The following is a 19,092-nucleotide window of genomic DNA, read 5'->3' on the forward strand; positions in this document are numbered from 1 at the left end:
GATGACCAAAGGAGACCACATGGCCGCTGTAACAAACACGGGGACGCCGCAAGGCGTTCGCGCTCCGGCGAGGGGGAAACAATGAGCGCCATTGGCGAACTCTCCACGATGACCCGTCGCAAGGGCCCCATGACCAAAGAAGAGAAGAAAGCGAACGGCCGCGACAATAAGGCCGCCTACGTGTTCCTTCTTCCCTGGCTGCTCGGCCTGGCCGCTATCACCGTGGGCCCCATGCTGATGTCCTTGTACCTGTCCTTCACGGACTACAACCTCCTGCAGCCACCGGAATGGGTCGGCCTGGACAACTTTGTCCGAATGTTCGGCGATGCCCGCCTGCACAACTCGCTGCGCGTCACCTTCACCTACGTCCTGGTGGGTGTTCCGCTTCAGTTGGCTGTTGCGCTGGTGATTGCCTTGGTCCTGGACAAGGGTCTTCGCGGCCTTCCGTTCTACCGCTCCATCTTCTACTTGCCCTCCCTGTTGGGCGGTTCCGTTGCTGTTGCCATCCTGTGGAAGCAGATCTTCGGTACCACCGGCCTGGTGAACCAGGTCCTTGCGATGGTGGGCATTGAAGGGCCGGGGTGGATCTCTGACCCCAACACCGCACTGGGCTCCATCATCCTGCTGCACGTCTGGACCTTTGGTAGCCCCATGATCATCTTCCTGGCCGGCCTGCGCCAGATCCCGGTGATGTACTACGAGGCAGCCAAGGTGGACGGCGCAACCACGCTGCAGCAGTTCTGGCGGATCACGCTCCCCATGCTGAGCCCCATCATCTTCTTCAACCTGGTGCTGCAGATCATCGGTTCATTCCAGTCGTTCACGCAGGCGTTCATCGTCTCCGGAGGCAACGGCGGCCCGTCCGACTCCACCATGTTCTTCACCCTGTACCTGTACCAAAAGGGCTTCGGCCAGTTCGATATGGGTTACGCCTCAGCGATGGCCTGGTTCCTGCTGGTCATCATCGGTGCCTTCACTGCCATCAACTTCATCGCTTCAAAGTATTGGGTGTTCTACGATGACTAAACTCCAGACCCTCCCCGCCGCTTCCTCCTCTGACGCCACGTCCGGTAAGAGCCCGCGCCGCCGTGAATCCCGGGGAAACCTGGCCTATAGCCGCAGCGCCCGCATCAAGGGCCTGATCAAGCACGCCATCCTGATCCTTGTTGGCGGCGTCATGATCTACCCGCTGTTGTGGATGGTGGTTTCCTCCCTGCGCCCCAATGACCTCATCTTCCGCGAGCCGGGTCTCTGGCTGGAGAACCTGGAGATGAGCAACTACACCGACGGCTGGTCCGCGCTGACGCGCCCGTTCGGGCACTACATGATCAACTCCGCGATCGTGGTCCTGGGCTCGATCGTTGGCAACTTGGTCTCCTGCTCCATGGCCGCCTACGCCTTCGCCCGCCTGCAGTTCAGTGGCAAGAAGATCTTCTTCGGCATCATGCTGCTGACCATCATGCTGCCCTTCCACGTGGTGATCGTGCCCCAGTACATCCTGTTCTCGCAGATCGGCTGGGTGAATACGTTCTGGCCGCTGATTGTGCCCAAGCTCCTGGCCACGGATGCGTTCTTCGTGTTCCTCATGGTCCAATTCATCCGCGGCATCCCGAAGGACCTCGATGAGGCAGCGCGCATCGACGGCGCCGGCCACCCCCGGATCTTCCTTCGCGTCATCCTGCCCCTGATGGTCCCGGCCCTGGCCACCACCACCATTTTCACGTTCATCTGGACCTGGAACGACTTCTTCGGCGCCCTCATCTACCTGACAGACCCGGATATGTTCACCGTGCCAGTGGCTTTGCGGGCCTTCGTTGACTCGCAGTCCGCCACCAGCTGGGGATCACTCTTCGCAATGTCCATCGTGTCCTTGCTCCCCGTATTCCTGGTCTTCCTGTTCGGCCAGCGATTCCTTATCAAGGGCATCGCCACCACAGGCATCAAGTAGACCGATCGTTCCACCAGAAGGGGGCGCATGCCGCCCCCTTTTGGTGAGTGCCGCCGTCGGACGCCACCAACAAGTAGTACAAGTCACAGTCTTGTCATACAAGACTGTGACTTGTACCATAATCAGCAGTAAGAAAACGCTTTCTCACATCGCATCAGGATCAATGAAGATCGGAGACAACAGTGCCGGTAAATCCAAAGGGTGAAGCAATCGCCCCCGCAACCCGTGCTGAAGCACCCAAGGCCAAGCGCAGGCTCCGCGCCTCTGCCCTCATCGCAGCAACAGCCGCCGCGGTACTCGCCCTCACCGCCTGCGGCGGGGGATCCGAGGCGAAAAGCGCTGACGGAAAAGTCGAGCTTCGCTTTTCGTGGTGGGGCGGCGACAAGCGTGCGCAGCTGACACAGGAAGCCATCGCGGCGTTCGAGGCCGAGAACCCCAACATCAAGGTCAAGGCTGAATACGGCGACTGGAGCGGTTACTGGGACAAGCTGGCCACGCAGGTTGCGGCCAACGATGCTCCTGACATCATCCAGATGGACGAAAAGTACATCACCGAATACTCCACCCGCGGTGCCCTGCTTGACCTTTCCAAGTACGACATTGACACGTCCAAACTCGACGAAGCCGCACTCAACGCCGGTAAGGGCGAGAAGGGCCTTACGGGTATTGCCGCGGGCATCAATGCCGCCACCATCCTGGCCAACCCGGCGGTCTTCGAGGCTGCAGGCGTAGCGCTTCCGGATGACAAAACCTGGACCTGGGAAGACTTCGAGCGCATTGCAGCCGAGGTGACAGCCAAGTCTCCCAAGGGGACCTACGGTGCTGCGGCCTACGGGACGGACGAAGCCTCCCTCGGGGTGTGGCTGCGCCAGAACGGTAAGTCGCTGTACACCCAGGACGGAAAGCTCGGCTTCGAGCCCTCGGACATCAAGGGCTACTGGGAATTCCTGAAGCAGATGAGCGAGAACAAGGCAGTGCCTACGGCATCGGAGATTGTCGAAGCCGAAGCCGCACCGCTGGACCAGAGCGGCCTGGCGACCGGTAAGAACGGCATGGCATTCTGGTGGTCCAACCAGCTTCCCGCCCTCGAGAAGGCTTCCGGCGGCGAACTGCAGATCCTTCGGTTCCCGTCCAAGACCGGCAAGGCTGAGGACGCCGGCCTTTGGTACAAGGCGTCGCAGTTCTGGTCGGCATCATCGCGGACCAAGCACCCTGAAGAAACAGCGAAGTTCATCAACTTCCTGACCAACAACGCCAAGGCCGGAGAGATCCTGCTGGCCGACCGCGGCGTTTACCCCAACTCCGAGGTCCGCGACGCAATCGCCCCGAAGCTCGCGAAGGCGGACGTCAAGGTGGTCGACTTCATCGGCGCCATCAAGGAAGAGCTCGGCGAAGCCCCGGCCGCTCCGCCGAAGGGTGCAGGTGCCATCCAGGAAATCATCAAGCGCTACACGTCGGAGGTCATGTTCAACAGGCTCTCGCCGGAAGAAGCCGGGAAGAAAGCCGTGGATGAGATGAAATCCGCCATCAGCTAGCTTTTCTGCAACGGGAGCCGCGTCCCGGGCGATCATTCGTGATCAGCCCGGGGCGCGGTTCTTGCGTGTTGTGTCAGTCTTCCGCGATGACGGCCACGGCTCCAGCGGGTACAACGCCACCGAAGCGACCACCGCTGAGGAGTTCCTCGCCGTCGGACTTCACGGTGGCGTCCTCCCTGCTGTGGTTAATGGCGAACAGGAAGCTGCGGCCGTCTGCGGCGCGCCTGCGGGAAAGTTCGACGCCGGCAGCCGCCTCGGCCACGGCCGTCACCCCGGCTTCCTCCACCAGTCGCGCGGTCAAGGAGTCGATGCTTCCGGCGTCGGGAAGCGTTGCGAGATACCAGGCGGAACCGGTTCCGACAACGCGGCGCGTCAGTGCCGGGACGCCGTCGAGCGGGTAGTCGGTGAAGGTGGCAACAACCTCCGTCGAGGCGTCCGCGTGCACGTGTTCGCTCCATACGGAGCCCGTGGATCCGTCGCTCAACGTGACGGAGGTTCCGGGGAAAAGCGGGTGGAATTCCTCGCTGCGAATGCCCAGGAGTTCGCGGAAGGCGCCGGGGTATCCGCCCAAGCGGACGTGGTCCCGTTCGTCGACGATCCCGCTGAAGTAGCTGACCAGCACCGTGGCCCCACCCTCGGCGGCGGCGGATATTGAAGCAGCCGCGGCATCCGTCACGGCGTAGAGGGTGCAGGCCAGGATGAGGTCGTAACCGGCGAGGTTGGCGGAGGGGTGGACGAAGTCCGCGGTGATCCCGCGCAGATACAAAGCCCGGTGGAAGGCGCGCATCGTGTCGAGGTATTTCAGCGAATTGTTCGGGTGCGAATCCAGTTCCGAAGCCCACCAGGCCTCGTAGTCGAAGATGATCGCAACCCGTGATTCCACCAGGGAGCCCCTGACGGGTTCCAGCTTGGCCAAAGCCCCTCCGAGGTCCACCACATTGCGCCACACCTGCGTGTCGCGGCCGCCGTGCGGAACCATGGCTGAGTGGAATTTCTCCGAGCCGGCCTTGCTCTGCCGCCACTGGAAGAACATCACGGCATCGGCTCCGCGGGCCACGTGCGCCAGCGAGTTGCGGAGCATTTCGCCGGGCATCTTGGGCTGGTTGTGCGGCTGCCAGTTGACCGCGGACGTCGAGTGTTCCATGAGGATCCAGGGCTGGCAGCCCGCTACGCCGCGGGTGAGATCGGCGCTGAAGGCCAACTCGATTTCGCGCTCCGGGTCCGCCGCCACCAGGTAATGGTCGTTGGCAATGACGTCCATGTCCTTGGACCAGTCGAAGTAGTCCAGGGTCTTGGTGGCGCTGGAGACCATGAAGTTGGTGGTGGCCGGAATTTCCGGTGTGACCTCGCGGATCACGGCCAGCAGCTCACGGTAGTAATCGATGAACACCCAGGAGTTGAACCGTGCGAAGTCCAACTGCTGGCCTGGGTTGAGGGTGGTGGGGGCCGCGCCGGGTGGGATGATTTCCTCGAATGAGGCGTAGTGCTGGGACCAGAAGGCCGTTCCCCAGGCTTCGTTGAGGGCCTCGATGGAACCGTATCGGCGTTCCAGCCAGGCGCGGAATGCGGCGGCGTCTTCTTCGCCGTGGAACTCGCCAACGTGGCAGCCGAGTTCGTTGTCAACGTGCCAGAGTGCCAGGGCCGGGTGGTCTTTGTACCGTTCGGCGATCATGCGCGTCATGGCGGTGGCGTAGCGGCGGTAGACAGAGGACGACGGCGTGTAGTGGCGCCGCGAGCCACGCTCCAGCGTGACTCCTTCCGCGGTGACGGGGAGGATTTCGGGGTACTTGCGGGCCAGCCATGCCGGCGGTGACGCGGTGGCCGTCGCCAGCGCCACCTTGATGCCAGCGCCATGGAGGTTGTCCATCACGTCATCCAGCCAGCCAAAGTCGTAGGTGCCTTCGGCGGGTTCCAGGAGTCCCCAGGAGAAGATACCGACGCTGAGGAAGTTTACGCCGGCTTCCTTCATGAGCTCGATGTCCTCGAGCCGGATGTCTTCAGGCCACTGCTCCGGGTTGTAGTCGCCGCCGTAGGCGAGGCCGTCAACGCTGTGCCAGACAGATCGACTGCGGGGGATTTCGGGGGAGGTCAAGGGGGACTCCTTCGTCAAGTTGGCCGGGCTGGTGCGGGTGGTGCAGGAGGTATGAGTGCAGCGTATCCGGGAAAACGTACTCTTTGGAAAACGCTTGCCCAGATCCCGGTTTAGGGATATTGTATCGATTCAGAACGAGTGTAAGCGAGATCACTGCCACGTTGTAGATAACTCGACAAACTTGCACCAACTGAGCAAGGAGGCTCTCATGATTGATAGAAGGAAGTTCCTGGGCACGGTGGCTTTGGGCACTGCATCTGCTGCATTCCTGGCCGCGTGTGGCCAGTCCTCGACCGCTGGACAGGCTGGTTCGGCGGAGAATCCCGTGACCATTACGTACACGTGGTGGGGCAACGACGACCGCGCTGAGCGTACCCGCAAGGCTATTGCGTTGTTTGAGTCCAAGAACCCGGATATCAAGGTCAACGGCAACTTCTCCGACTTCGCGGGGTATTGGCAGAAGCGCGCCACCGAGGCTGCCGGTGGTGGCTTGCCGGACGTGATGCAGTGGGATTTGTCCTACCTGCGTGACTACGGCCAGCGGAACCAGCTCCTTGACCTGGGCACGGTGAAGGTCAACACGGACGCTTTCGAGAAGTCTTTGTTGCCGTCGGGCCAGATCCGTGGCAAGACGTACGGCATCCCGACCAGCACGAATGCTTTTGCTGTTTATTATGATCCTGCCAAGCTTGCTTCCTTGGGTATCGCGGAGCCGGATGGGTCCTGGACCTACAAGGAGTTCAACGCGTTCCTGGCCGAGGTTGGCGCCAAGGGCAACGGGACGTTGTTCGGCGGCACCGACTACACCGGCATCTGGTGGAACTTCAACATCTGGCTGCGGCAGAACAACATCAAGGCCTTCACGGACGAAGGCAAGCTTGGGTTCTCCAAGGATGATCTGAAGGAGTGGTTCAACCTGACCGCGGATCTGCGCGGCACCGGGGCCATTGTGGGGGAGGACAAGGCCACGCAGTTGCTGCCCAAGTCCCCGTTCGGCTCCAACGTCACGGCCACGGAAGTGACATGGGATAACTTCATGGCCGGTTACCTCGCGGACTCCGGTGCGAAGGAACTCAAGCTGGTCCCTGTTCCCTCGGATGATCCGGAGAACCTGGGCCTGTTCCTGAAGCCGTCCATGCTGATGGTGGCCAGCGCGAAGACCAAGTACAAGGACGCTGCTGCCCGGTTCATTGACTTCATGGTCAACGATCCCGAGGTGGGCCAGATCTTCAAGACCTCCCGCGGTGTTCCGGCGTCGAAGACCCAGCGCGACGGGACCACGTTCGAAGGCACCGACAAACTGGTGGTCGATTACGAGAAGTCCATCGAGAAGTACCTCAAGGACGCCCCGGAGCCGCCCATTGTTGGGTTCGGCACGCTGGAGTCCACGTTCAAGCGGGTCGCCCAGGACCTGAACTACGGCAAGCTCACCGTGGACGGCGCAGCGGATGCGTGGTTCAAGGAAGCCGAAGACCTCATCAAGCAGAACGCCTAAGCAGACCTTCTGTGTCTGAACCGGCCTTCCCAACTGACGGACTGATCTTGTGACTCAAAGCCCAACCCTGAGCAGGCGCACCGCGTCCGTTCCCTCGCAGCCGCGTAAATCGCGGCGGCGCGGGGCGGACGCCCGCGCCGGCTACACGTTCCTGTTGCCCTGGCTACTGGGATTCATCGCCCTGACCGTGGGCCCGATGATTTCCTCGCTGTACCTGTCCTTCACCAACTACAACCTCTTCGATGCCCCCAAGTGGATCGGCCTGGACAATTACACCTCGCTGTTCCAGGACGAACGGTTCCTGCAGTCCGTGGGCGTGACCATGCAGTATGTGGTCTTCGGTACCCCGCTCAAACTCGTGGCGGCGTTGGCGATCGCGATGCTGCTCAACAGCAAACGCAAGGGCCAGGGTTTCTACCGCTCCGCGTTCTACGCACCGTCCCTGATCGGAGCGTCGGTCTCCATCGCGATCGTGTGGAAGGCCATGTTTGGCGATTCCGGTCCCGTGGACCAGGGCTTGTCCTTCTTCGGGATCAACCTTGGCGGCTGGGTGGGCAACCCGGACATGACCATGGGCATGATGATCCTGCTGACCGTGTGGCAGTTCGGTGCCCCGATGGTGATTTTCCTGGCCGGCCTGAAGCAGATCCCCGCCGACCTTTACGAGGCAGCGTCGATGGACGGCGCCGGTCCGGTCCGGAAGTTCATCAACATCACCTGGCCCATGCTCTCCCCGGTGATCTTCTTCAACCTGCTGATGGAAACCATCCATGCGTTCCAGATTTTCGCCTCGGCCTACATCATCTCCAACGGTGAGGGCGGCCCGGCAGGCTCCACCCTCTTCTACACCCTCTACCTGTACTTGCGCGGTTTCTCCGATTTCCGGATGGGTTACGCCTCGGCCATGGCCTGGCTCCTGGTGATCGTGGTCGGCATCATCACGCTGATCTTCTTCAAGACCTCCAAGTCCTGGGTCCACTACAGCGGTGATTCGAAATGACAACCATGGCAACACCCACCCAAAACCAACCCACAACGCCCGCGACTCCGGCGCCGGTCTACAACCCGAAGTCCGAGTCCACCACGGTCAAACGCATCAAGAGCACCATCTTCCACATCATTGCCCTGGCCCTGGTGGCGATGGTCCTCTACCCGGCCCTATGGATGATCGCCTCATCCTTCAAGCCGAACTCCGAGATCGGCGGCGCCAACAATGCGTTGTGGTCGGATAACTTCAGCTTCGATAACTTCGCCACCGCCATGGAAGGCATCGGCGGGGTCTCCACCCTGACGTTCTTCACCAACTCGTTGATCCTGGCCGTCGGCGCCGTGGTGGGAACGGTCCTCTCGGCGTCCATCTCGGCCTACGCGTTCGCGAGGATCAACTTTCCCGGCCGTGGACTGTTCTTCGGCATGATGATCGCCACCTTGCTCCTGCCCTTCCACGTGGTGATCATCCCGCAGTACATCGTGTTCCAACAGCTCGGCCTCGTGGACACCTACGTACCGTTGCTGATCGGCAAGTTCCTCGCCGCGGACGCGTTCTTCGTGTTCCTCATGGTCCAGTTCATGCGTGGCCTCCCGGCCGAACTGGACGAGGCAGCCCGCATCGACGGCGCAGGGCACGTGAGGATCTTCGGGTCCATCATGCTCCCGCTCATGAAACCGGCCCTGATTTCCACCTCGATCTTCTCCTTCATTTGGAGCTGGAACGATTTCCTGGGCCCGCTGCTCTACCTCAACACTCCGGAAAAATACCCGCTGCCCCTGGCCTTGCGGCTCTTCGTGGACCAGACCCAATCCTCGGACTACGGCGCCATGATCGCCATGTCCGTACTGGCGCTCCTCCCGGTCCTGGTCTTCTTCCTCGTCTTCCAGCGCTACATCGTCGAAGGCGTTTCAACACAGGGCCTCAAAGGCTGACGGACACGGAAACGAGTACTGAAAGATGAGCACCATGAACGCCACCGGCAAGTCGTCGGGGAAGCCCGGCATCCCGGTCAACCGCTTTGCCCTCTTCGCCGAGACCATCCTTGCGGGGGTCATCGTGCTCCTCTTGTCCGTCCCCTTGGTGACGGCGCCGGCTGCCTATGCGGCCGGCGTCGCGCACCTGGAGAGGCACCTCAGCGGCAGGGACGATTCCCTCCGCAGCTTGTGGGGGAACTTCCGCCGCGCGCTTCCAGGCAGTTGGAAGATGGGAATCACGACGGCGGCAGCCGCCGTCGTGATTGTCTTGAACCTGTTGCTCGCTCTGGTGGGTCAACTGCCCGGCCGGGCAGCCATCCTGCCCGCCACCCTGATTCTCGCCGCGGCAGGGGCGGTCCTCTTCCTGCGGATCGCCGCCAACTGGAGCGGCGGGGTGAACTGGGACGGCGATGCAGGCCAGCAGCCTGTTGAGGTACCGGGCCAGCAACGCTGGGCTGCCGCCTACGCCAGCGCCAAAGCTGATTCGCTGCGCGACTGGAGTGGTTCGCTCCTCCTGCTCGCGGCCGTCTTCATGACCGTTGTCTTCGTCTGGATGCTGCAGGCCCTGTTCGTGATCGTGCCCGGGACCCTGGTCCTGGCCGCGGCAGCCATCAAGATCCGCTCCCATCGCTGAGTTTTTGTACAGCTAATGCCCTTTAGGAGCCTCCTTAAGGGCATTAGCTGTACAAAAACTCCATAAGAATCCGCCCCCAACCCGCTGAATCGAGCAGACCGCCCCGTGTCGCCGCGCCCGTTCCCACTGCGCCCCAAATCCACCAAAGCTCCGGCAGCGCGTGCCCGCTCCATGGAGTCCTGGCACTACCCGCTGCGGCACCACAATTACCGGGTCTTCGTCGCGCTGTCCTTGGTGGGGAGCGGTGGCGTGTGGATGCAGCGGTTGGCGCAGGATTGGCTGGTGCTGCAGTTGACAGGAAGCCCGGCCGCAGTGGGCCTCGCCGTCGCGCTCCAGTTCCTTCCCATGCTGGTAGTGGGCCCCATCAGTGGCGTTCTGGTGGACCTTTTCCCAAAACGCCGCATCCTCCTGGTCTGCCAGTCCGTCGCCGCATTGCTGGCCGCCGGCCTGGCTGTATGGAACGCGATGGGCGGCAGCGACGTTTGGGTGGTTTACGCCTCCTGCATCGCGTTGGGGATCACCAGTGCCATTGATGGACCGGCACGCCAAGTGTTCGTCAATGAGGTGGTGGGCGATGCCGGGCTGCCAGCAGCAATTGGCCTGAACAGCGCCGTTGGCCAACTGGGTGCCATGGCCGGACCTGCCCTGGCCGGCGTCGTCATTGCCCAGGCAGGACCGGCGGCGGCGTTCGCTGCCAACGCCTGTCTTGGGGTGGCGGTCCTGGTGATGATTGCATCCATCAGGCCCGACGAGCTGCACCATTCTCCCGAATCTCCTGATCCCACGGCGCGCAAAGGTCAGATCCTTGCCGGGTTCCGCTTTGTCCGGGCACGACCTCCCCTCCTGCTGACGATGCTCCTGGCGGGCTTGCTGGGCGCATTTGGAATGAACGGCCCCGTGGTCCTCGCCGCTTTTGCGGACGGTGTGTGGCATAGCGGTCCTGCCGGATTCGGTCTCTTCAATACGGTCAGTGCGTTGGGCGCCCTGGCTGGTGCGCTGGTGGCTACACGGATCAAGAAGTTTGGCCGTAAGGGGATCGTTGCCAGTGCTGGACTCTTCGGGCTGACGCAGTTGCTCGCTGCCCTGATGCCCACGCAGGAGTGGTTCGTGGTGATGTTGATTGTGGTTGGCTTCATGACGCTGGTGTTCCTCACCAGTGCAGCCACCGCAGTGCAGCTTGAAGCGGGTGCAAGCGTACGCGGCCGGGTTCTTGCCCTCTACTTTCCGTTGCTTTTGGGCGGTCACGCTTTGGGTGGGCTGCTTGCCGGCTGGCTGACGGAGGACTTCGGCGTACGAACCGGGCTGGTGGTCACAGGGGCGTTGGGCATGGCGTCTGCAGTGGTGATTGGGCTCCTGCTGTGGAGGTATTCAGCCCGGCGTACCCGCACGGCAGTCTGAGCGCTTTTGTTAAAAGTGATAGCTCAAACAAACAAAAACTCCCTTGACGAGTGATGTAGCGCACACCTAGGCTGAGAAAGCGTTTTCTCCCCGTAGCGCACGACTCAGATAAGGACGTTTGATGTCTCCTCGAGCACGCAGAAAATTAGCCGCGAAAGTAGCAGCGGCCGCAGCCGCCGTCGCCATCACGTTGACCGGTTGTGGAGGCGGCTCCCAGCAAGCCTCCTCCGATGGAACCGTCACCCTTCGCTTCAGCTGGTGGGGTTCGGATGTTCGCCACAAGATGACCCAAAAACTCATTGACGCTTTCGAAGCGGAAAATCCCACCATCAAGGTCAAAGGTGAGTACGGCGACTGGTCCGGCTATTGGGACAAGCTGGCCACCCAGGTCGCATCGCAGGACGCCCCGGACATCATCCAAATGGACGCCGCTTACCTGGGTGAGTACGCCGAACGCGGGGCACTCCTCGAACTGAAGGATGTGGACCTCGGCAAGTTCGATCCTGCCGTGGCAGATGCAGGCAAGGTTGAAGGCAAGCAGTACGCCGTTACTGCAGGCGTGAACGCCCAGGTAGTCTTGGCGAACCCTTCGCTCCTCACAGCCAGCGGTGTCACCTTGCCCGATGACAAGACGTGGACCTGGGATGAGTACAACAAGACGGCTGCCTCCATCACCGAAGGCAGCAAGAGCGGTGTTTATGGCTCGGGTGCCGTCAGCGGCGACGCTCCCATGAACCTATGGTTCCGCCAGCACGGCAAATCGCTGTTCACCTCCGACGGCAAGTTCGGTTTTGACGAGGGCGACCTCACGGGCTGGTACGAATACCAGGCTGAACTCCGCGACTCCAAGGCGGTGCCTCCCGCTTCAGTGATGACCGAGGACGCCACAGCGTCGGTGGATCAGCAGGGCCTGGCCACCAACAGGTTTGGTCTTGCCTGGTACTGGTCCAACCAGCTGAGCGCCCTCACCAAAGCCTCGGGCCAGCCGCTTGAGATCCACCGCCCGCCGAGCACGGACGGCAATGCCGCCAGCGCACAGCAGTTCTACAAGTCATCCCAGTTCTGGTCCGCGAGTTCCCGGACCAAACACCCGGTTGAGGTGCAGAAGTTCATCGACTTCCTCGCCAACAATGTGGAGGCCGGCGAAATTGCCTTGGCAGACCGGGGTATTCCGGGCAACTCGGAGGTCCGTGCCGCTGTCCTTCCCAAGCTGACGCCGGAGGACGCCGCCACTGCCAAGTTCATCGACGAAATCTCCTCCGAACTGGGAGACTCAGTGCCCGTGCCGCCGGCAGGTTCCAGTTCCGCCGTCGAGGCCTTTGGTCGTTACGGCCTGGAAGTACACTTCAACCGGATGTCACCCGCAGAAGCTGCCAAGAAGGCCATGGACGAAGCGAAGAGCGCGCTGGGCTAGTCCCTGATCGGGCACGCGGGGTGGCACTTGATGACAGTTCCGAGAAGGAACATTGGCATTAAGTGTCACCTCGCGGCGTGAAATGCCACGTTCCCGGGGTGACGTCGATGGTCCGCTCCGGGAGGACCACCTGGGCAGTAACGCCAGCGGGGATGGTGCACTCCAACTCCATGCCAGCGGCCGTTCGACGCCAGGAGACAGCAATGAATCCGCGCTGGGTGGGCACGCTTCCCCCGGCAGCTTCCAGTCGGCATACCGGCGGCTGAATCACGACGGCGGACGCCCCCAGTGCGGTGACGCGGACACCGAGGAGGTACTCAAGGATCTCCCGGACCACGGAGGCTGACCACGCGTGGGATTGGCTGTAATCCGTGCCCTCATCAAGCTCCCAGGCCTCCCAGGTAAAGGACCCTCCGGCTTCGAGCAAGCGCGCCCACCCGGGTTGGCTGGGGTCAGTGAGGAGATCCAGGACATCGTCCACCCGCCCTTGGGAGAGCAGCGCACGCAGCAGCCGGTGCACGGTCATGGGACCCTGCCGCATCCCCATCCCGGCGATGCGTTCGGCATCCTTCGCCACGTGTTCAGCGGGAGTGATCCCCAGCGACAACGGGAAAGAGGTCGCGTGCTGGGAAGCATTCAAGCTGGGGCGGCCGTCGGCGTACAAGCCGTCCACCATCACGCCGTCCACCCTGAGCCGCGAGTTGATCCGTCCAGCCAGCGATGCCGCCGCTTCCCTGTACCGGGCGGCCCCGGGCGCAAGGCCAGCGGACGCGCAGAGCCGGCTGACGGCGTCGAGCACTGACCACGACTGGGCGTTCACTGTGGTGCGCGCCGCGCAGTCCATGTCGTAGCCGAAGCGGCCCGGCGCCGGCCAGTCCACGATGCCATGGAGGTAGGGGCCACCGCCGCCGCCCAGATCGGTGACCAGCCCTGCGGTGGGGCCATCCGACGGGATGTGCCGGAGCACGTACTCCGCCGTGTCCTGAAGGCAGGGGAGGAGCTCCCGGACCAGCGCACCATCCCCGCTGAGCCGGTGGTAGTCCTCCACCCATTCGGGCATCATGAGCGAGAAATCCGGGATGTCGCGCTTCCCGTCGCCGTTGGGGTAGACCGCGTTGTAACGCCCACGCTCAGCAGGATCCTGCCAGTAGCGCTTGGCAGATCCCGCGAATTCGCGCAACGCTTTGGCCGTGAAGTGACGCTCACCAAACAGGGCCATGGTGGCGTACGAGATGTTCACGGCGTCGCCCAGGAACTGGCCCTTCTCGCGGGTGGGCGTGTCCACGAACTGCTCCTGCACGCCGAACAACGCTGAGTTCCGGAGGAGGGCGAAGACCCTGTTCAGGGTGTCGTCGGAGCTGTGGAAGGTGCCTTCGGACGGGTGTTCGGCATGGATCACTGTTGCGCCGACCGCGCCGAGGTCTGCGAGCTCCATGCCAGGCATTTCGAGGTAGCGGAAGCCCAGGTGCACGGCCGCCTCGTAGCGTTGCGGACCGTCTCCCTGAGTAAAGGGGAACGACATGTCCGTGTTCTGGCTGGGTGTCTTTCCAGTGTCCACGCGACGGTCGGCCCGGAGGTTGTAGCCTGCCCGGAGCATCACGGTCCGCCCCTGCTCCCCACGGAGAAAGTCCACCACGGGGCGCCCTGGAATCACTGCGCCGAAGTCCGCCACAGGGGTTCCGTCGTCGGCCGTGAAAATGTCGACGGCGGCCGTGGAGTGACGTGCGACGCCCGCATGGTTGGGTCGCAGGTGTGGGAAGTCGGGGACCGGGTGGGTTCCGAGGGAGATGGCCGGGTGCCATTGCTGTGGTTCCAGCCAGGCCGTCGCATCGAAATGCTCGATGGGATCGCCCTCGTCGTTTCGGTATCCGCTCTGCCGATACGGACCTTCGGCCACCAGCCACCCGGGCCCTGATCCGAACACGTCCCGGGTGCCGTCGTCGTACTCCACTGTCATCTGGGCCAGCAGGCCGGGGCGGCTGGCGGCGCGGCCCTGGCCGGGACCATACCAATGGGCGACGGCGGTCAAGGTGGCGGTACCGCTCGACTGCAGTGTGTCAGTGACGTCGGCGGCGTTGTAGAACTGCTCGCCCGGGTACCCGAAATTGGTGGTCTCCAGGCACGGGCTGCCGTTGATGGTGAACGCGGCGTGGTGGCTCGCGGCAGCGTAGAGACGGGCACGGACCACGGGACGCTTGAGGTTGAAGGTGGCTTTTACGAGAGTCCACTCGTCGGGCTGGCGGAGGGGAGTGGTGGTGGTCCAGCCGTTGAGGGCGCCGGGTGTGGTGAAGTCAGTTTCCAGGAGGGTAGCCCCGCCACCCTGGACTCGAACCGACAAGTACTCCGCCTGGCTGCGTGGCCCTTGATGGAATGCGATGCCCGTGGAGGTGTTGCCGGGGACTTCGGTGTCCAGGGCGAGGTCACCGTCGATGCTGACAGTGATGCGCTGCCCGTCGTCGGTGACCACCAGGTCCTGCCAGCCGTCCTCGGGCAGAGCGCCGGCGCGCGAAGAGGCTGTTGCTTCAAAGGTCGGCGTTTCGGCCAATGGTTGAGTGATCGGGGCCGACATTGCGCCGATCTCCCAATCGGGGGCGGGACGCAGGAGGGCAGAGCGGTTCGGCTTGATCTCCAGCAACAGACCTGAACCAGGGCCTTCACTGCGAAGGAGGATTCCCGCGGTACCCAGCCGCAGGCGGAAACGGGCACTAATAGTGGTGGTGCCGTTGGGTAGGGCTGGCCACGGAAGATAAGGCGAGCCGCTCACCCGCAGCAGTCCATTCACCTGTTCCAGTGGTGCACGTCCGCCGGGTTCGCGGTGAATCCACTCCGCAGCCCAGCCGTCGGCGGTGGACTCGAAGAGACCCGTGCTGAAAGCGGCAGGAGCGCAGGGTTCACCCACAGCGCCGGTGGAGTCGGTAAGCTGCACCGTCCATTGGTAGTCGCTGTCCGGGGTCAGCTCCGGGCCTGTGTAGGGAAGGTGGTGCTGCTGGTCCGTGACAACCGTGACCGAATCCCACACTTCTGTTCCCGCGCGGTCCATCACCCGGAGGCGGTAGGCGGCCTGGAATGATTGCCCCGCGCTCGCGGAGTGGCCTGCATCAAGCAACCAACCGAACCTTGGCACGGCCGGTGCCATCAAACACTGTGTCAGGCCCCCGACCGTGAGGTTCGTGGCGGCCAGTGGTGATCGTGTGGCACCGGAGCTCATCGGCTGGCCACCAACCCTTCGATTTCCCCCATATCCAGTGTTCCGTCGCTGATCCACACCGTGAAGGAGCGGGTGAGGGACTCGCCCGCGGCAAGCATCTGGGCCGTATCCCAGGCCAGTGCCGAACCGACGGCCGGGTAGCCGCTGCACCTGACGAACCATGGGTCGGAGGACTCGGCCGGTGCGCCAAACACCAACGTTGCAGGGCCGCCGTCGAACTCTCCAGTCCATGCCAGCCACGGGGTCACTGAGCCGTGCACGGCCGGTTCGCCCTCGGCTGTGGAGGAAAAGATACGCGTCGACGCATTGACAGGAAGCCTCCAGAAGAAGCCGCCGTAGCCGCTCCCGGCCGCACCGTGGGACCCTGGGCTCCCCAGCGCGGCATCCACGACGGCGGTGAGCTCCGTTGTGATGTCCATTCGCCACGTGCTCGGGTTGATGAGCGTACGGCGGAAAGTACGGCGCTCCTCCAGGAGCAAGCCGCCATCTGCTCCGAGCCAGTGCAGGTCCGCCCTGGTGTGTTCCGACCCGCGAGTGATTGCCGCGATCCCGATCCTGCCGTGGTCGTTCAAGGCCAGGTATTTTCCCGCGGTCCGTCGATAGCTACGGCCGCCCCAAAAGTTGCTGCCGTTGACATCCTGCAGCGCGAATCCCGCGCCGAGATGCCAGACATGGTCCGACGCCAGGTGATCCGTCACTACAACGCCGCCCGGAGTGGCCACCGGATGAAGGTAAGGCCTCGGCGACAACGCAGTATCAAGGCCGCTTCCACTGCGGAGGACTGCATCTGGACCATCGCTTCCGGCACCGCCCGGAGTGAAGAGAGCCTCGGTGCCAGCGGAGGTTGGCCGTGCCCAAGGGAGGCCGAGCTCGGAGAACGTGACATGGGCGAGCGTGGCCCGTTTCAGGATGTCTTCGATGTGCGGGATCACGGCATGGGCTTGATCGCCCGTTCCAACCCACGTCACGTATTCCGTGGGAATCAAAGCCGGTGCCTCGGCAGTCCGGATGGCTTCCACGACGCGCATGAAGGCGCCGCTGTGATCCAACGGGCTGAGCAGGGGCACGCCGTCGGTGAGGTGCTGGAGCAGGTTCTCGGTGAGATCGTCCCGCCCGAAGACATGGGTGGTGTCACCAGCTTCCGTGCTGACTGTGACGCGGTCTTCGGTGTAGTGGAATACGGCCGTTCCCTCGGTCCCGTGCAGCGTGACGTACGGTTCCACCGATTCAGTGGCGCAGAGAGTGAGGGCGCAGGTGATGGGCAGTCCGTCCACGGTCTTCATGCGAGTCACTGAGGTGTCGTCCGCTTCAATGTCGTTGGCGCGATAGAGATCCGTGTCCACGAAGGCGAGGTCCTCCGCTTGGCGGGCTCCGGCAATGCGCAACGCAGTCGCGATCGCATGGGCCAAGGGATTGGTTGCAACTCCATCCACCACGTCCACGCCATCGAGGCTGCGCTTGCCCGCCCAGCGTGAGCGCTTGTAGTAAGCCCGGTCGCGCACCCAACGGCCGGTGGCAGAGATGCCCTTGAGGGTGCCGATACCGGGAAGCTCTTCCGTGGCGCCGCCGTTTGCCAGCTCCGCCAACGCCGCAAGTGCCTGGGAACCGAGGCTCTGGAATCCAATCTGGACACTGCGACCGGCTGCGTTTGCGGCGTCCTGGAGGCGGAGGAAGTCATTCATGGAGGCCACTGGAGGCTTCTCCAGATAGAGGTCGGCCTGGGAAGCGAGCACGGAAAGGGCCAAGGGGGCGTGGGTCTGGATGGGGGTCGCCACGATGATGATGTCCGGGCGGTGGTCACCTGCCAACAAGGAGTCCAGGTTTTCGTGGACAGCGGTGGTTTCGGGCAGGGCTCCTGCGGACGGGGGATTGGGGTCGGCCACGGCGACGAGTTCCACCGCTCCCTGTGCGCTGAGCCGTTCCAGATTGTGGAGGTGATGCGTTCCGAAGCCGTGGACACCTACCAAGGCAATCCGGGCCGGTCCGGTCCGAGGTGTTGGGGCTGATCGCTTGGCCCGGGTTGCTCCGGTCGCCGCCTTTTCTCCGAGTGCAGGCGAATCCCCGCGGGGGTTCGGGCTGGTGATGGACTCGATGGAAGGGGTGTCCATGGCTCTCCTCTGCTGGCGCTGCAACGAAGGCTGTGACGCCGTCGTCAAGGTATTCACGAAAGTGGTCCGGCGGGTTCAGGCTATACCCAGCAAGCGCTTTCCCAGTTCCGGCTCCGCCCAGTGTAGCGCGGGATCCCAGCAAATGTAACGATTCAAGAATCATCTTGACTCCACCCTTGCCCAGCGTCTAAGTTGACGGGAAAGCGTTTACTTAGTGACATGGCCCACGTGGGCCAACCCCGACTGACCGGCTCCAGCGGCTGTAGTGAGACTCCCTGACAATCGCCACTCACGGTCATGCGGGCCTGTTCTGCAACGATGGAGAAAGGGGGAGCGCCATGGCCTCTGGTGGATTTGGTTTCCGTGCCTACACGCTCTTCGACACGCTCGTGTGGATTGCTTGCCTGAACGTGTTGTGGATTGCCTTCACTGTCCTCGGTGGGGTTGTCCTGGGTGTCGGGCCCAGCACCGCTGCCGCCCACGTCCTGGTCCGCGACAAGGTGCGGGGAAATGCTGCGCCCTTGATGCGGCGCTTCGCAAGGGAGTATTTCAAGAACTTCGCCAAGGGCAACGCCTTGGGGTTGCCCCTCATTGCTGTGGGTGTCGCCCTGAGCCTGAACTGGGCCTACTTCTCGGCGGGCTGGGACTTTGGCTCGCAGATCGCTTCCGCCGGAATCCTGATGGCGGCCCTCTTTGCCGCCGGCACGGTCTGCTACCTGTTCCCGATGTTCGCCCGCTATGAGCTTTCCCTTCCCCGGTACTTCCTGATGTCCTCACGCTTTGCGGTGCGGCACCTGGCGGGAACTGTGATCCTCCTGTTCGTCACGGCGGCCGCCCTGTTCGTGTGCCGGTCGATTCCGGGGCTGATTCCTTTCTTCGGTATTGGTGCGTGGCTTTATGTCACGGGATGGCTTTGCGACCGTTTCTTTACAGCCAACGATGAGGCGATGGCAGCCACCGTCGGCGATGCGGCCGCCCGCGGCGCAGCATCGGGTCCCGCGTCCGCGGCCAGCCCACCGCCGGCCGCAGCTGCCGCCAGCGCGCAGTCCGGCGCCGGCCCTGTTTCCACCACGACCCACAGTACGGAGGCCAGCCTTGTCTGAGCTCAACCGCGCCAGTCCCGCTTTGAGCGGGCCGCCGATCCTTCACCGCTCCCTCGATGTTCAAGGAAGCAGTGAACTCGTTCCCAGCGCATCCGGCGTGAGTACTAATGAAACGTATCAAGATGCAAGTGGCCAGCACATGTGGAGCCTTAAAAGGTTCCCGGGTGTGCCGTCAAACCAAGAGTCGAAAGA

Annotated in this window: 13 protein-coding genes; 10 read left to right on the plus strand and 3 right to left on the minus strand. The window is 63.0% G+C overall.

Annotated features, from left to right (window positions below; all coding sequences use genetic code 11):
* Positions 1 to 81 precede the first annotated feature (81 nt).
* The 3 genes from ACSSVG_RS15115 to ACSSVG_RS15125 all read left to right on the plus strand — a co-directional run bounded on the left by ACSSVG_RS15115 (position 82) and on the right by ACSSVG_RS15125 (position 3,483).
* Positions 82 to 1,026, plus strand: coding sequence for a carbohydrate ABC transporter permease (locus tag ACSSVG_RS15115; RefSeq protein ID WP_231340749.1), 945 nt, complete (start codon positions 82 to 84; stop codon positions 1,024 to 1,026).
* Positions 1,019 to 1,948 (plus strand): carbohydrate ABC transporter permease, encoded by a 930-nt coding sequence (locus ACSSVG_RS15120; RefSeq protein WP_492415431.1) that lies wholly within the window; start codon positions 1,019 to 1,021, stop codon positions 1,946 to 1,948. The genes ACSSVG_RS15115 and ACSSVG_RS15120 overlap by 8 nt, the downstream gene beginning before the upstream one ends.
* Before the next feature lie 182 nt (positions 1,949 to 2,130).
* Entirely contained in the window at positions 2,131 to 3,483 is a 1,353-nt protein-coding gene (locus ACSSVG_RS15125) for an ABC transporter substrate-binding protein (protein WP_253469013.1), read from the plus strand.
* Between the two features lie 73 nt (positions 3,484 to 3,556).
* On the opposite strand, the gene ACSSVG_RS15130 is transcribed toward ACSSVG_RS15125, so the two are convergent.
* Entirely contained in the window at positions 3,557 to 5,575 is a 2,019-nt protein-coding gene (locus ACSSVG_RS15130; RefSeq protein ID WP_492415433.1) for a beta-galactosidase, read from the minus strand.
* A gap of 208 nt (positions 5,576 to 5,783) precedes the next feature.
* Between ACSSVG_RS15130 and ACSSVG_RS15135 the strand changes: the two genes are divergently transcribed.
* The 6 genes from ACSSVG_RS15135 (at position 5,784) to ACSSVG_RS15160 (ending at position 12,481) form a co-directional block, all read left to right on the plus strand.
* A complete protein-coding gene (locus ACSSVG_RS15135) occupies positions 5,784 to 7,070 on the plus strand; it encodes an ABC transporter substrate-binding protein (RefSeq protein ID WP_492415435.1) in 1,287 nt (428 codons plus the stop codon).
* A gap of 49 nt (positions 7,071 to 7,119) precedes the next feature.
* The gene (locus ACSSVG_RS15140) at positions 7,120 to 8,070 is read left to right on the plus strand and encodes a carbohydrate ABC transporter permease (RefSeq protein WP_492415437.1); all 951 of its coding nucleotides are present in this window, start codon (positions 7,120 to 7,122) and stop codon (positions 8,068 to 8,070) included.
* Positions 8,067 to 8,993 carry a carbohydrate ABC transporter permease gene (locus ACSSVG_RS15145; RefSeq protein ID WP_492415439.1) on the plus strand — a complete coding sequence of 309 codons (927 nt, stop codon included), beginning with the start codon at positions 8,067 to 8,069 and terminating at the stop codon, positions 8,991 to 8,993. The genes ACSSVG_RS15140 and ACSSVG_RS15145 overlap by 4 nt, the downstream gene beginning before the upstream one ends.
* 34 nt (positions 8,994 to 9,027) lie before the next feature.
* Positions 9,028 to 9,669, plus strand: a complete 642-nt coding sequence (locus ACSSVG_RS15150; RefSeq protein ID WP_231340782.1) for a Poxvirus protein I5 — start codon at positions 9,028 to 9,030, stop codon at positions 9,667 to 9,669.
* A gap of 105 nt (positions 9,670 to 9,774) precedes the next feature.
* Entirely contained in the window at positions 9,775 to 11,067 is a 1,293-nt protein-coding gene (locus tag ACSSVG_RS15155) for an MFS transporter (protein WP_492415441.1), read from the plus strand.
* A gap of 121 nt (positions 11,068 to 11,188) precedes the next feature.
* Positions 11,189 to 12,481 carry an ABC transporter substrate-binding protein gene (locus tag ACSSVG_RS15160; protein WP_492415443.1) on the plus strand — a complete coding sequence of 431 codons (1,293 nt, stop codon included), beginning with the start codon at positions 11,189 to 11,191 and terminating at the stop codon, positions 12,479 to 12,481.
* 58 nt (positions 12,482 to 12,539) lie between these two features.
* Here ACSSVG_RS15160 and ACSSVG_RS15165 read toward each other — a convergent pair whose 3' ends face one another.
* Positions 12,540 to 15,617: a family 78 glycoside hydrolase catalytic domain gene (locus tag ACSSVG_RS15165; protein ID WP_492415445.1), complete on the minus strand. Its 3,078-nt coding sequence runs from the start codon at positions 15,615 to 15,617 to the stop codon at positions 12,540 to 12,542.
* A 68-nt stretch (positions 15,618 to 15,685) separates the two neighbouring features.
* On the minus strand, positions 15,686 to 17,797 hold the full coding sequence (locus ACSSVG_RS15170; RefSeq protein ID WP_492415447.1) for a DUF6807 family protein: 2,112 nt from the start codon (positions 17,795 to 17,797) through the stop codon (positions 15,686 to 15,688).
* 338 nt (positions 17,798 to 18,135) lie between these two features.
* On the opposite strand from ACSSVG_RS15170, the gene ACSSVG_RS15175 reads away from it, so the two are divergent.
* Positions 18,136 to 18,900: a YesL family protein gene (locus ACSSVG_RS15175; protein ID WP_492415449.1), complete on the plus strand. Its 765-nt coding sequence runs from the start codon at positions 18,136 to 18,138 to the stop codon at positions 18,898 to 18,900.
* The last annotated feature ends 192 nt before the right edge of the window (positions 18,901 to 19,092 follow it).

Source organism: Paenarthrobacter sp. E2MeOHC11 (assembly GCF_058744955.1).

Bases quoted from the DNA above. Each gene is read 5' to 3' on its own strand.
- ACSSVG_RS15115 (WP_231340749.1), top strand. From the start codon at position 82: ATGAGCGCCATTGGCGAACTCTCCACGATGACCCGTCGCAAGGGCCCC.
- ACSSVG_RS15120 (WP_492415431.1), top strand. From the start codon at position 1,019: ATGACTAAACTCCAGACCCTCCCCGCCGCTTCCTCCTCTGACGCCACG.
- ACSSVG_RS15135 (WP_492415435.1), top strand. From the start codon at position 5,784: ATGATTGATAGAAGGAAGTTCCTGGGCACGGTGGCTTTGGGCACTGCA.
- ACSSVG_RS15145 (WP_492415439.1), top strand. From the start codon at position 8,067: ATGACAACCATGGCAACACCCACCCAAAACCAACCCACAACGCCCGCG.
- ACSSVG_RS15150 (WP_231340782.1), top strand. From the start codon at position 9,028: ATGAACGCCACCGGCAAGTCGTCGGGGAAGCCCGGCATCCCGGTCAAC.
- ACSSVG_RS15160 (WP_492415443.1), top strand. From the start codon at position 11,189: ATGTCTCCTCGAGCACGCAGAAAATTAGCCGCGAAAGTAGCAGCGGCC.
- ACSSVG_RS15165 (WP_492415445.1), bottom strand. From the start codon at position 15,617: ATGGCACCGGCCGTGCCAAGGTTCGGTTGGTTGCTTGATGCAGGCCAC.
- ACSSVG_RS15170 (WP_492415447.1), bottom strand. From the start codon at position 17,797: ATGGACACCCCTTCCATCGAGTCCATCACCAGCCCGAACCCCCGCGGG.
- ACSSVG_RS15175 (WP_492415449.1), top strand. From the start codon at position 18,136: ATGGCCTCTGGTGGATTTGGTTTCCGTGCCTACACGCTCTTCGACACG.